Here is a 13,333-nt window from a genome sequence, read left to right as displayed (position 1 = left end):
GACAGGCGTGCTGACTGACGTTCCGGCTGCCGGGGCCCCTTGCGGCCTCGACAGTATAGTCTTCCTGACTTGAACAATGGTGCTCCACAATCATGATTCAGGCCCGGCCGGCGGTTCCGCAAAGGCGTTCCAGACCGGTATCGGGACAGTGCTGCAGCAGGGACTGCAACGGTGTTCCGTCGGGCATGATCAGATCCGCCGTCAATTCTGCCAGCGGATAAAGGACAAAGGAACGGGCGTGCATATGATAATGCGGGACCTGCAATCGAGGGGTGTCGATCTGCCTGTCCCCGTACAGCAGGATGTCCAGGTCGAGCACGCGCGGGCCCCAGCGTTCGGCCTTGCGTACCCGGCCGGCCTGCAGCTCGATAGCCTGCAGCGCATCCAGCAGGGATTCGGGCTCCAGCTCGGTCTCCAGCAGCGCCACCGCATTGATGAAGGCAGGTTGGTCCTGTGGCCCCAGCGGGGCACTGCGGTACAGCGAGGAATGGTCCAGCAGCCGTGTCTGCGGCAGGACGGCCAGTGCCGTCAGCGCGCGGGTGACCTGAGCCACCGGGTCAGCCTGATTGCTGCCCAGGGCAATGTAGCAATAGGGCATCAGGAGGCCGCTCCACTCCGTGGTTTGCGTTTGCGCGGTGCTCTGGAGCGCTTGCGCGGTGCATCGCCGGCGCTGAGCTGCTGGATCATGCGCCGGCGGTGTTCCGGGGAGGCATCCTGATACTCGGTCCACCACTGGCCCAGGCCGTCGGTCTGTTCGCCAGCGGCTTCGCGCAGCAGCAGGAAATCATAGGCGGCGCGGAAGCGCGGATGTTCGAGCAACTGGTCGGCGCGACGGCCCTGGCGTCGTTCCAGACGCGGCTGCAGGTCCCAGATCTCGCGCAGCGGGACGCTGAAACGCTTGGGAATAGCGGTGTGGCGGCACTGTTCGATCAATACGTCGTGAGCGGCCTGTTGCTGGGCGGGGATCAGCGGAATGCCCTGGCTTTCCAGTTCCCGGGTGCGCTGGGGCAAAGCCGGCCACAGCAGCGCGGCAAACAGGAACGCCGGAGTGACCGGACGCCCCTCGTTGATACGCTGGTCGGTGTTGCGCAGGGCCTGGCGTATCAGCTTCAGGGTGTACTCCGGCTGCTCGTCGATGGCCTCGTCGGTATCCGGGAACAGGGGGGCGAACAGGTCATATTCCAGCAGCAGATCGAAAGTGCGTTCACCCTGCCCGCCGAGGAACAGCTTGAGCACTTCATCGAACAGGCGGGCCGCCGGAATGTCATACAGCAGCTCCGCCAGCTCGGCGATGGGAGCGGCGGTGTGGGGCTCTATTTCAAAGTCCAGCTTGGCAGCGAAGCGTACCGCCCGCAGCATGCGCACCGGGTCTTCCTGGTAGCGCTGAACCGGGTTGCCGATCAGCCGCACCCGCTGGTTGCGGATGTCCTGAACGCCATTCACATAGTCATGGATGGTGCCGCGGGTGACATCGTAGTACAGGGCGTTGATGGTGAAGTCGCGGCGCTGGGCATCATCCTCGAGGCTGCCATAGACGTTATCGCGCAGCAGACGCCCGGACTCGCTCTGCAGTGACTGGTCGCGGCCGGCTTCCTGATCCTCGGAATGCCCGGCGCGGAAAGTGGCCACCTCGATGATCTCGCGACCGAAGAATACATGGGCCAGCTTGAAGCGCCGGCCGATCAGCCGGCTGTTGCGGAAAGTGGCGCGAACCTGTTCCGGGGTGGCACTGGTTGCCACGTCGTAATCCTTCGGGTCCAGGTCCAGCAGCAGGTCGCGTACACAGCCGCCGACTACGAAGGCCTGGTAGCCGGCCTGCTGCAGCCGTTCCACCACGGTGACCGCGTTGCGGCTGATCTGGTTGCGCTTGAGGGAGTGCTGGCTGGCCGGGATAACGGCAGGCGTAGTACGCCTGTGGGCGGGCCGCCCGAAGGGAGAGGGTAGTCTTTTCAGTAACTTGCGAATCATATGAGTGGGTAGTCCACCGGCGTTTCCAGCCCGGGCCTCCAGCCTTCGGGTTTGACGGTCAGGGCGCAGGGTTTGTTTGCTCAGGCGCATCTACTTGCGCAAATGCCGCGTCGCTGGGGCCGCGAGGTGCCGGGGCCGCAAAAGAGCTGACGTTAACATGCATGTCGGTCGCGGGCAAAGCATCGCGGGGCTGCATGTTCGGATTCAAGTAGTGTGTCTGAATGACAGGATGGACATTCTAGCGCGAATACGGCGCGAAGAGTAACAAATGGCAGGAAATCGAAGCGGGAAGGGATTGCGGGAGGAAAGCTCAAGGGGAGTTTTCACTCCCCCTAATGGTTTCTTGTTATTGTTTTCTGAGCTGTTTCTTGTTCTTTTTGGCTGGGCGACAGTGCCACCCTGTGAACCCATCCCGGGTTGCCTAAAGCAAGCGGATTGCTTTGGATGCGCAGGAACAGCTCTGGTCAATCTGACATCGGTCCGGTGGGTTGCTCTGGCAACTTTTATTCTTCTCGGTCCAATCGAACATTATGTTCGCCGGCTGAAGGTTTCCCATTCTCCAAAAAAATCAGTTTGCTGCACTCGCACGTTTTGTTCTTGTTATGTGTGGAGCTGAATCTTGTTCTTGTTATGGGGTACTGCCTGGTTTTTATTTTTGTTCTGCCAATAACAAAGCACTTGCCGTGCCAGTTTCTGAAATACCTTTAAAATCAGTGGCTTGCGATTATTGGTTGGGCTGGTGGGCGGGACGCGAGGAGGGAAGTGTTACCGTTCGCCCCGTGAAAGTGTTACCGGGTGTGGGGCGAAGGTAACAGTTTGTGCGGTAACACTCGGGGTAACAGAGGGCGGGCTCAGCTGGTGGTCTTCTTGCGTGGGATGCCCAGGCGTTGACGGCGCTCCCAGAGACATTTGCGGCTGATGCCCAGCTTGTTGGCCAGCTCGGTTTCGGTCATGTGCTCCTGGTGTTCCAGCACGAAATGCTGGAAGTAGTCTTCCAGTGAAAGGTTCTCCGCCGGCTCGGTACTGCTGGTCTCCGGCCCGCGCATGGATTCCAGCGCGGTGGCGGCGTAGGAGCTGCGTTCCTGGCCGATGTCGGGTTCGATGCCCAGCAGGTCCGGGGTGATCTCATCTTCGTCACAGAGGATGGCCGCACGCTCGACCGCATTTTCCAGCTCCCGCACGTTGCCCGGCCAGCGATAGCGACGGATGGCCTCGGCGGCTTCCGGGCTGAAGTGCAGGGACGGCAGATTCATGCCGGCCCCGATTCGGGCGAGCAAAGCCTGGGCAATCAGCATGATGTCGTCGCCACGTTCGCGCAGCGGCGGCAGCTGCAGCTCGATCACGTTGAGGCGGTAGTAGAGGTCCTCGCGGAACAGGCCCTGGTGCGCCAGTGCCTTGAGGTCCCTGTGGGTGGCGGCCACCAGCCGCACATCGACCTTCTGCGACTGGACCGAGCCGACCCGGCGGATCTCGCTTTCCTGCAGTACCCGCAGCAGCCTGGCCTGGGCCTCCAGGGGCAGCTCGCCGATCTCGTCGAGGAACAGGGTGCCGCCGTTGGCGGCTTCCACCAGGCCGGTACGGCCGGCGACCGCGCCGGTAAAGGCGCCCTTTTCGTGCCCGAACAGCTCGGATTCGATGAGGGTTTCCGGAATCGCCGCACAGTTCACCGAGATCATCGGCGCATGGGCCCGGGGGGAATTCTCGTGCAGGGCGCGGGCGACCAGTTCCTTGCCGGTGCCGGATTCGCCGCGGATCAGTACCGTGGACATGGTCGGCGCCACCTTGCGGATGCGCTTGAACAGAGTCTGCATGGCCGGGCTGGCGCCGATGATGCCCATGTCCTGTGGGCCCTCTGCGGCGACGGGGGCTTCACGCTCGGTCTGCTCGGGTTGACGGTTGGTTTCGATGATGCGGGCCACTGCCTGCAGCATCTCGTCATGGTCGAAGGGCTTGGCGATGTAGTCCACCGCGCCCAGCTTCATCGAATCCACCGCCGAGCGCAGGCTGGCATAACTGGTCATGATCAGCACCGGAGTGCTGGCGGCCAGGCGGATCAGCTCGGTACCGGGCTCGCCCGGCAGACGCAGGTCACTGATGATCAGATCGAAGTCACCCAGGTTGTAGCTCTCTACGGCCTCATGTACGGCACCCGCTTCGCTGACCTGGTAGTGGTGGCGCTCCAGCAGCCGCCGTAAAGCGGAACGGATGATGGGTTCGTCTTCAACAACCAGAATATGCGACATATCTACCTCTTGCGATTGCTTCCGCGGGTCAGGGCTGCGACGCGCTGCCGGGTATGTTGCGGCGCACCATCAGTCAGCATTGTCCGGCGCGGAAGAACCGGAACTAAAGACGCCGTGGCGGGGCAGGGTAATCGTGAACCTGGTCCCCCGCCGCGTGGCGTCATCGATTGGGCTGTCTACAGTGATTTGACCATAATGCTCCTCGACTATCGAGTACACCAGGGCCAGTCCCAGCCCGGTGCCCTTGCCGGGCGCCTTGGTGGTGAAGAACGGTTCGAACAGGCGATCTTTGAGTGTCTGATCAATGCCGCTGCCCTGATCTTCCACTATCCACAGAATCTGATGTTCGTCCTGAATGGTTCTGATGGTGACCTGGTCACCATCCTCGCTGGCATCCCGTGCGTTGCCCAGCAGGTTGATCATCACCTGCGCCAGGCGCTGGCTGTCCCCGGCCACGCGGTGGGATGCGTCACACAGGTTAACATACTTCACATCGGGGCCCCTGCGGCTGAGGGACAGCAGGTGGATTGCCTCGTTGGTACAGGCCTTCAGGTCCACCTCGTCATCGGTACTGTAGTGGCGACTGCCGACGTGGGCGAAATTGACCAGTGACTGCACTATGCGCGACACCCGCCGGGTCTGGTCGACGATCTGCTCGGCGGCTTCGTGGATTTCCGGCTGTTCCGACTCCTCACGCAGGTTCTGCGCCAGGCAGGCGATACCGGTGATGGGATTGCCTATCTCGTGGGCCACGCCGGCGGCCAGGCGCCCGATGGAGGCCAGGCGTTCCGAGTGCACCAGCTCCTCTTCCAGCAGCTGGGTTTCGGTCTGGTCCTCGATCAGCAGCACCAGGCCACCACGGGCATTGCCGGGCTCGTCGATGGCGGCCTTGTGCAGGCTGAGCCAGTGGGTATTGCCGTCGATGATCAGTTTCTGCTTGTACAGGTGGGCCGATTCATCGGCGACGAACTGCAACAGCAGCTGGTTCCAGGGCGCGGGCAGGCTTTCCAGGCGGGAGCCGACCACGCCGTCCGCCTCGACCCCGGTCAGCGCCTGCAGGGCCCGGTTCCACATCAGGATCTCGTTATCCTCGGCCAGGGAGCAGACGCCCATTGGCAGGTCCTGCAGAGTCTGGCGGTGATAGCGGCGCAGGGCGTCCAGCTCGGCGGCCAGGCCGGTAAGCCGCGAGTGATAGTCCTCCAGCCGGTTCTCGATGAAGTGTATGTCCTCGGTAACGTAGCCCCGGGTGATCTTGAACGGCAAGAAGGTTTCGATCATGTCCTGCGCTACCGCCGGGCCCATCAATCCCGAGAGGTTGGCCTCAAGGCGGTCGCGCAGGCGGCGCAGGGCGTATGGTCGGCGCTCATCCAGCGGCAGCTTGAGGTCGCGCAGGGCCTGCTCTACCTCCTGCTGCGCTGCGCGATTGCCCAGGGGTTTGGCCAGCTGCTGGGCAAACTCCTGGGGCGAGCTCGCTACCAACTCCATACGTTGGGGCCGGCGCACATTGTCCACCAGACAGGCTTCAGCGGCACTGACCTCCTCGGGGGAGCGCCGGGTGAAAAGGGATACCAGGGTGAATACCATGATGTTGGTCGCCAGCGAGGCGATGGCAGCGATATGCCAGGATTCCTCGTCGAAGGTCAGCTGCACATTCATCACGTGCAACACATCAATGCCAGTGAACAGCGGCAGCAGCAGGGTCACGGCCCAGACCAGCATGCCGGCCATAAGTCCGCCGATGAAGCCCCGGTGATTGGCCTGGGGCCAGTAGAGCACCGACAGCGCCCCGGGCAGAAACTGCACGGTAGCGACAAAGGAGGTGATGCCCAGGTTCGACAGGTGCTGGTCGGTGCCCAGCAGCCGGTAGAAGGCGTAGCTCGCCATGATGATGGCGGCGATCAGGGCGCGTCGGGTCCACAGCAGCCAGCGGTAGATGTTGTTGTCCGCGCTGGGCTGGTACACCGGCAGTACCATGTGGTTGAGCACCATGCCCGACAGCGCCAGGGTGACCACTATGATCAGGCCGCTGGCGGCGGATATGCCGCCGATGAAGGCTACCAGGGTCAGCCAGTTCGCGCCCGACGACACGCCCAGGGCCAGGGTGAAGTACTCGGCGTTGGTCGGCACGTTCAGATACAGGCCGGCCCAGAGGATCGGCGGGACCGCCAGGCTCATCAGCAGCAGGAACAGCGGCAGCCCCCAGCTGGCGGTACTCAGTGCCCGCGGGTTGAGATTCTCGGTGAAGGCCATGTGATACATGTGCGGCATGACGATGGCCGCAGCGAAGAACACCAGCAGCAGGGTGCGCCAGGGGCCTTCCTGCAACGGGCTGTGCAGGGTCTTCAGTGCCTCCTGGTTGTGGCTCAGCCACAGCTCCAGCCCGGCGGGGCCTTCGAAGACCACGAACAGTGCGTACAGCCCGACTGCCGACAGGCAAACCAGCTTGACCACGGACTCGAAGGCGATGGCGAACACCAGCCCCTCGTGCTTTTCCCGGGCCGAAATATGGCGGGCGCCGAACAGGATGGCGAACAGCACGATCAGCAGGCAGAAGCCGAAGGCCACCGGATGCTGACCCGGCTCCAGGGTGAGTATCTGCACCGAATCGGTCACCGCCTGGATCTGCAGCGCCAGCAGCGGCAGCATGCTCAGCAGCATGAACAGGGTCGTCAGGGTGCCGGCCCAGGTGCTGCGGAAACGGAAGGCGAACAGGTCTGCCAGAGACGACAGCTGGTAGGTGCGGGTGATGCGCAGTATCGGGTTGAGCAGGACCGGTGCCAGCAGGAAGGCCCCGCAGACCCCCAGATAGTAGGTCAGGAAGCCATAACCGTACTGATAAGCCAGACCGACAGTGCCATAGAAGGCCCAGGCGCTGGCATAGACGCCAATCGACAGGGTGTAGATTGCCGGGTGACGCACCAGTGAACGCGGCAGAATGCCCCGCTCGGTGGCCCAGGCCACGCTGAACAGGAGGATAAGATAGAGAACGCTGAGCAGTATCAGCAGGCTGAGTTCAAAGCTCATCGGTGTCCCTTGGGCTCTGCAGCAGCATGCCGGCGATGATCAGGATCAGCCAGAGTACATAGGGACGGTACCAGGCACCCATGGGCTCTATCCACCAGTCCATGATGGCCGGTGAGAACAGGTAGATGCCGATGACCAGCAGCAGCACCAGTCGGTAGATATACATGGGGAGTTGTCCTCGAACGCTGCTTCGATGGTAATCAGGCCGGCTGGGCTTGTCACCCCTGCAGGGGGGCCGGGTCGAGGATCTGCCGGGTAGCGGGCAGTCTGTCCGGGCACCAGTGCTCGACGGCCCAGGCCAGCTGCTCGTCCACCGGGGCCCGGCGCAGCTCGGCAGGAACCGCGGGCAGCAGAAGGCGCAGTGCCCGGAACAGGGTCTCGGCGGCCTGATCGGCCTCCAGGGGCGTGGAACCCAGGCGTTTGCTGAGCTTTTCGCCATCACGGCGCATGATCAGCGGCACGTGCAGATAGCGCGGAGCGGGCTGCTGCAGCAGATGATAGAGCCACAGCTGGCGTGGCGTGGAGTCCAGGAGGTCGGCTCCGCGAACGATGTCGGTCACCCCCTGGGCAATATCGTCCATGACGACCGCCAGCTGGTAGGCGACAATGCCGTCGCGGCGGCGGATGATGAAGTCGCCGCAGCTGCTCTCCAGCGACTGACTGACCTGGCCCTGCAGGCGGTCGACGAAGCTCAGGGGGCGGTCATCCACCCTGACGCGCACGGCGTGGTCCGGGGCAAAGCGGAGCCGGCGCGTACGGCAGGTACCGGGGTAGACGCCATCATGGGCGATGATCTCCCGGCGCGGGCAATTGCAGTAATAGGCCAGATCGCTGTCGAGCCATTGTTCGATGGTGTGCTGATAATAGTCCAGCCGCTCGCTCTGGTAGATCACCTCGCCGTCCCAGTGCAGGCCATAGCTGTGCAGCGTATGGAGTATGTGCGCGGCGGCCCCGGGGAGGTTGCGGGGGGTATCCAGATCTTCCATGCGCACCAGCCAGGTGCCACCCTGATGACGGGCATCCAGATAACTGGCGACGGCAGCGAGCAGCGAGCCGAAATGCAGAAAGCCACTGGGGGTGGGAGCGAAGCGGCCTATGTAACTGGAGGCAGGCATGGGGCGGATTCAGTGGCAGACAGCGCAGAAGCGGGCTGCCTGCCAGGTGAAAGGCGCGGGGATCAACCGCCGATCTGCTTTTCCTTGATCTCGGCCAGGGTCTTGCAGTCGATGCACAGGGTGGCCGTGGGGCGGGCTTCCAGACGGCGGATACCGATTTCCACGCCGCAGGAGTCGCAGTAGCCGTAGTCGTCATCCTCGATGCGCTGCAGCGTCTGATCGATCTTCTTGATCAGCTTGCGCTCGCGGTCACGGGTGCGCAGCTCGAGGCTGAACTCTTCTTCCTGGCTGGCGCGGTCCGCCGGATCGGGGAAGTTGGCGGCCTCGTCCTGCATGTAGGACACAGTGCGGTCAACTTCTTCCATCAGTTCGCGCTTCCAGCTGTTCAGGATGTCAGCGAAATGGGCGAGCTGACGCTCGTTCATGTACTCCTCGCCTTTCTCTTCCTTGTAGGGAACAAAGCCGCGAATCAACAATGCGTTTTTTTCTTTGGTATTGCTGGGCATAGACAGCCTCACTCTTAGCTCAATCATCCTGTGCCAGGTCGTAAACCTTGTGCGGACCGGCGGGGGTGCGGCCTGTGGCCTGCAAGCGGGCAAAGCTACCAGAACGTGAACGACCGCGCTACTTTTTGCCGATGCTCGCCCGGGCTGCACGATTTCAGCATAGCCCGAAAGACCATGCTCGTGGGGATTCGACCGCTTCGGATCGCCGGCGTTCGCGCGGCGGAACATTATCTGTGCAACCACGGTATCATGGACGCTTTTGTCGCCCTGCGGGGCAGAGGTAGAGCATGGTTGAACGGCGCTGGGCACGGCGGATCGGTGAAATAGAACCCTTTCATGTCATGGCTGTGCTGGACAGGGCCAAGGCGCTGCAGGCGGCTGGCCACGATGTCATTCACATGGAGATCGGGGAGCCGGATTTCGGTACCCCCGAGCCCATCATGCGAGCGGCCCAGGCGGCGTTGAACGCCGGGCATACCAGCTACACCCCGGCACTGGGGCTGCCGGAGCTGCGCGAGGCCATCGCCGGCTTCTATCAGCGACGTTACGGGGTGGACCTGGACCCGCAGCGGGTGATCATCACCCCGGGCGGCTCCGGTGCGCTGCTGCTGGTCAGCGCGTTGCTGGTGGACGCCGGCAGCAAGGTACTGATGGCGGACCCGGCCTACCCCTGCAACCGCCACTTCATGCGCCTGGTCGAGGGAGCGGCGAAGCTCATCCCCACCGGGCCGGAGAGTGCCTATCAGCTGACCCCGGAACTGATCGAGCAGCACTGGGACGCGGACAGCGCCGCGGTGCTCAGCGCGTCGCCGGCCAACCCTTCGGGCAGCGTACTGAGCCGCGCACAGTTGCAGGGGCTGGCGCAGGTCACTGCCCGTCTGGGCGGCGAGCTGATTCTCGACGAGATCTACCATGGCCTGACCTACGGTTGTGACGCCCCCAGCGTGCTGGAGGTGGCACCGGATGCCTGGGTGCTGAACAGCTTCTCCAAGTACTTCGGCATGACCGGCTGGCGCCTGGGCTGGCTGATTGCACCCCTGGATGCGGTACCGGAGCTGGAGAAGCTGGCGCAGAACTACTACATCTGCGCGCCCCATCTGGCCCAGCAGGCGGCACTGGCCGCCTTCAGCGAGGATACTCTGGCCATCTGCGAGCAGCGGCGCGAGGCCTTCCATCGGCGCCGTGACTTCCTGCTGCCGGCCCTGCGGGAGCTTGGGTTCGTCATTCCGCATACACCCGAAGGCGCCTTCTATCTTTATGCCGATGTCAGCGGCTTCGGTGGCGACAGCCAGCGCCTGTGCCAGCATCTGATCGAAACCGAGCATCTGGCCATCACCCCCGGCCTGGACTTCGGCCATCATCGAGCGGCCGAACATGTCCGTCTGGCGTATACCGCCGATGTGCCGCGGCTGGAGCAGGCCGTTGAGCGTCTGCAGCGGGGGCTGCGGAGCTGGCACCGATGCTGATTCCCTTTGCCCGGGAGCTTCGGGAAGCGACCCTGCTGCGCCGTTACAAGCGCTTTCTGGCGGATGTACGCCTTGCCGATGGCCGTGAGCTGACCCTGCACTGTCCCAATACCGGCTCCATGCTCAACTGCGCCGAGCCCGGCAGCCGGGTGTGGGTGGACCTGCATCAACGCCCGGGGCGCAAGCTGCCGGGCACCTGGGAGCTGGTGGAAACCGCGCCGGGGGAGCTGGCCTGCGTGCACAGTGCCCGGGCCAATGCGGTGGTGGCCGCCGGGCTGGAGGCCGGGCTGATCACGCCGCTGGCTGGTATTCAGGGAGTGCGTCGGGAAGTCACCCTGGCCGCCGGCGGCAGCCGGTTCGATTTCCTGCTCGGCGAGGGAGAGGACAGCTGGGTGGTTGAGGTCAAGAGCGTGACGCTCGCGCTGGGTGGAGGGCAGGGCGCCTTCCCCGATGCGGTGAGCCTGCGGGGGCAGAAACATCTGCGCGAGCTGATCGGTCTGGCCCAGTCCGGGCAGCGCAGCTGTCTGCTGTTCTGCGTGATGCACAGTGGCATACGGCGGGTGCGCCCGGCGGACGAGATCGATCCCGTATATGGTGCGCTGCTGCGTCAGGCGCGGGCGGCGGGGGTGCTGGTGCTGGCCTGGTCAGTACTGCCGACGCCTTCCGGTCTGCAGCTGGCGGGCGAGCTGGTGGTGGATTGTCAGCCCTGAGGAAGGGCTGACAGCCACAACTGGCCATCGGCGAGATGGCAGGGGATGGGAGTGAGGCTGGCGCCGCTGCAGGGGCCGGCGACGCACTCCCCGGATTCGGGCAGGAAGAGGGCGCCATGGCTGGCGCACTGGATCAGGCGGCCACTCCGGTCGAGGAACTGGTCGGGCACCCACTCCAGCGGAATGCCACGGTGCGGACAGCTGTTGCGGTAGACGTGGACCTGCTGGCCCTGGCGCACCGCGAACAGACGCTGGCCCCGGACCTCGAAACCCTTGCTGCCGGGGTCTTCCAGCTCGTCCAGACGGCACAGGGCAATGGCGTTACTCACGGGTTTCACCGATCAGCAGGGCCGGGCTGTAGCGCAGGGTGTCGAGGATGCCGCTGGCCAGCTGCTCGGCGCGCTCGGCCAGGGAATAGTCCTCCGGACGCAGCAGCCAGGTGTCCAGTATGCCGATCACCTGCGCCTGGATGCAGGCGGCGGCCATGGGCACATCCAGGCGTTCGGGCAGCTGTCCGCGGGCAATGGCATTGCGCAGTGAACCTTGCAGCTTGATCAGGGACTGGCGTCGCAGTTCGCGCATGTGTTCACGCAGATCACACATGCGGTCGGTATACTCGCACTTGTGGAAGACGATCTCGTTGATGCGGCGGGTCGTCGGGTCCAGTTCGTTCTGGCGGAATATCTCGGTGAGCAGGACCTGCAGTTTGCCCAGGGGATCCTCCTCGTCCGCGTCCCGAGTGGCCTCATCCAGATGCTGGATGGGCATGCGGGCCCGCAGCAACAGGGCGTCAAACAGTTCATCCTTGTTCTCGAAGTGCCAGTAGATGGCGCCCCGTGTCACCCCCGCCCGTTTGGCGATATCCGCCAGCGAGGTATGTGCCACCCCCTTGCGGGAAAAGCACAGCTCCGCCGCGTCTATGATCTGCGCGCGGGTTTCCAGGGCTTCCTGTTTGGTGCGTCTTGCCATTGGGTTCTCTAGTGCTGCTGGCCGGGAAGGCCGCAACGGGAGGGAAAGTGTGTGATAAATGTTAACCAATGTGAAAACAACTTACAAACATTCGTGAATGTAAGTATTATTCCCAACCTGCCATAAGAACTCTTATTACACATCTGTATTGCGTTGATCGTAATGCCCGAAGAGGTGCCTCGCCCATGCCACTCAAGCCAGCCCGTGCTGCCCTGATACCCCTGTTTGCCGCCATGGCACTGCTTGCTGCCTGCGACAACCAGCAGGAGTCAACCGAAGCCTCCGCTGCCGCGCCCCAGGTCGGCGTGGTCACCGTCGAGGCGCAGCATTTCGTGATGACCACCGAGCTGCCGGGGCGTACCCGAGCCTATCGCGTTGCGGAAGTGCGTCCGCAGGTGAGCGGCATCATCCAGAAGCGTCTGTTCGAGGAAGGCAGCGAGGTGAAGGCGGGGCAGCAGCTGTATCAGATCGACGACGCCGTCTACGCGGCCGCGCTGCAGAGTGCCGAGGCCAGTCGCCTGTCGGCCGGCACCCTGGCTGACCGCTACGAAGTACTGGTGAAGGACCGGGCCGTCAGTCAGCAGGCCTATGACGAGGCCCGTGCGGCGAAGCTGCAGGCCGAGGCGGCACTGGAGCGAGCGCGCATCGATCTGCGCTACACCCGTGTATCCGCGCCGATCTCCGGACAGATCGGACGTTCTGCCGTTACCGAGGGCGCCTTGGTCAGCAACGGTCAGGCCCAGGCGCTGGCGACCATCCAGCAGCTCGATCCCATTTATGTGGATGTGACCCAGCCCGCCCGGGAACTGCTGGCGCTGCGCCGAGCCCTGGACAGCGGTCGGCTGCAGAAGGCCGGCGACAATGCTGCCCGGGCAGTCCTGCGGCTGGAAGATGGTTCCGAATACGAGCATGAGGGCAAGCTGGAGTTTTCCGAGGTCAGCGTTGATGAGGGCACCGGCTCGGTGACCCTGCGGGCGGTTTTCCCCAACCCGGACCGCATCCTGCTGCCGGGCATGTTTGTCCATGCCCAGCTGATTGCCGGCGCGCGCAGCGACGCCATTCTGGTACCGCAGCAGGGGGTGACCCGCAACCCCCGCGGCCAGGCAGTGGCAATGGTGGTCAACGATCAGAACCAGGTCGAGCAACGCATCATCCAGACTGATCGCACCGTCGGCAATCGCTGGCTGGTCAGCGACGGGCTCAAGGTCGGTGATCGTCTGATCACCGAGGGACTGCATATGGTCCAGCCGGGCATGCAGGTTGAGCCGGTACCGGCCGCCAACGTGGATGACACTACCGGAACCGCCGCCACATCCGGACAGGAAGGGTAAT

Annotated in this window: 12 protein-coding genes; 3 read left to right on the top strand and 9 right to left on the bottom strand. The window is 63.7% G+C overall.

Translation table 11 applies throughout. The features are described 5' to 3' along the window. Positions 1-97 precede the first annotated feature (97 nt). The 7 genes from folK to dksA all read right to left on the bottom strand — a co-directional run bounded on the left by folK (position 98) and on the right by dksA (position 8,856). Positions 98-598, bottom strand: coding sequence for a 2-amino-4-hydroxy-6-hydroxymethyldihydropteridine diphosphokinase (gene folK / locus VF673_RS10915; RefSeq protein ID WP_440291955.1), 501 nt, complete (start codon positions 596-598; stop codon positions 98-100). Beyond that, positions 598-1,968, bottom strand: a complete 1,371-nt coding sequence (locus tag VF673_RS10910) for a polynucleotide adenylyltransferase PcnB (RefSeq protein WP_440291954.1) — start codon at positions 1,966-1,968, stop codon at positions 598-600. The genes folK and VF673_RS10910 overlap by 1 nt, the downstream gene beginning before the upstream one ends. 851 nt (positions 1,969-2,819) lie before the next feature. Then, positions 2,820-4,211: a sigma-54-dependent transcriptional regulator gene (locus VF673_RS10905; protein ID WP_440291953.1), complete on the bottom strand. Its 1,392-nt coding sequence runs from the start codon at positions 4,209-4,211 to the stop codon at positions 2,820-2,822. Between the two features lie 69 nt (positions 4,212-4,280). After that, entirely contained in the window at positions 4,281-7,235 is a 2,955-nt protein-coding gene (locus tag VF673_RS10900; RefSeq protein ID WP_440291952.1) for an ATP-binding protein, read from the bottom strand. Beyond that, on the bottom strand, positions 7,225-7,401 hold the full coding sequence (locus VF673_RS10895; RefSeq protein ID WP_036993100.1) for a hypothetical protein: 177 nt from the start codon (positions 7,399-7,401) through the stop codon (positions 7,225-7,227). Before VF673_RS10895 ends, VF673_RS10900 begins: the two co-directional genes overlap by 11 nt. A gap of 52 nt (positions 7,402-7,453) precedes the next feature. Beyond that, the gene (gene gluQRS, locus VF673_RS10890; RefSeq protein WP_440291951.1) at positions 7,454-8,350 is read right to left on the bottom strand and encodes a tRNA glutamyl-Q(34) synthetase GluQRS; all 897 of its coding nucleotides are present in this window, start codon (positions 8,348-8,350) and stop codon (positions 7,454-7,456) included. Positions 8,351-8,412: 62 nt separating this feature from the next. Then, positions 8,413-8,856, bottom strand: a complete 444-nt coding sequence (gene dksA / locus VF673_RS10885; RefSeq protein ID WP_090539781.1) for an RNA polymerase-binding protein DksA — start codon at positions 8,854-8,856, stop codon at positions 8,413-8,415. A 287-nt stretch (positions 8,857-9,143) separates the two neighbouring features. Between dksA and VF673_RS10880 the strand changes: the two genes are divergently transcribed. Both VF673_RS10880 and sfsA read left to right on the top strand, forming a co-directional pair. After that, complete coding sequence (locus tag VF673_RS10880) at positions 9,144-10,322, top strand: pyridoxal phosphate-dependent aminotransferase (protein ID WP_440291950.1); 1,179 nt, start codon at positions 9,144-9,146, stop codon at positions 10,320-10,322. Continuing rightward, positions 10,316-11,032, top strand: coding sequence for a DNA/RNA nuclease SfsA (sfsA, locus tag VF673_RS10875; protein WP_440291949.1), 717 nt, complete (start codon positions 10,316-10,318; stop codon positions 11,030-11,032). Before VF673_RS10880 ends, sfsA begins: the two co-directional genes overlap by 7 nt. Here sfsA and VF673_RS10870 read toward each other — a convergent pair. Together VF673_RS10870 and VF673_RS10865 are read right to left on the bottom strand one after the other, a co-directional pair. Then, entirely contained in the window at positions 11,023-11,361 is a 339-nt protein-coding gene (locus VF673_RS10870; protein WP_440291948.1) for a Rieske (2Fe-2S) protein, read from the bottom strand. The genes sfsA and VF673_RS10870 overlap by 10 nt on opposite strands. Continuing rightward, positions 11,354-12,001 (bottom strand): TetR family transcriptional regulator, encoded by a 648-nt coding sequence (locus VF673_RS10865; RefSeq protein ID WP_090539787.1) that lies wholly within the window; start codon positions 11,999-12,001, stop codon positions 11,354-11,356. The genes VF673_RS10870 and VF673_RS10865 overlap by 8 nt, the downstream gene beginning before the upstream one ends. Positions 12,002-12,186: 185 nt before the next feature. On the opposite strand from VF673_RS10865, the gene VF673_RS10860 reads away from it, so the two are divergent. Then, complete coding sequence (locus VF673_RS10860) at positions 12,187-13,332, top strand: efflux RND transporter periplasmic adaptor subunit (protein WP_440291947.1); 1,146 nt, start codon at positions 12,187-12,189, stop codon at positions 13,330-13,332. Position 13,333: the final 1 nt, after the last annotated feature.

This window comes from Halopseudomonas sp. Lyrl_26 (assembly GCF_051948695.1).
In the GTDB taxonomy this organism is placed as follows: Bacteria; Pseudomonadota; Gammaproteobacteria; order Pseudomonadales; family Pseudomonadaceae; genus Halopseudomonas; species Halopseudomonas formosensis.
This window is presented reverse-complemented; position numbering and strand designations above follow the sequence as displayed.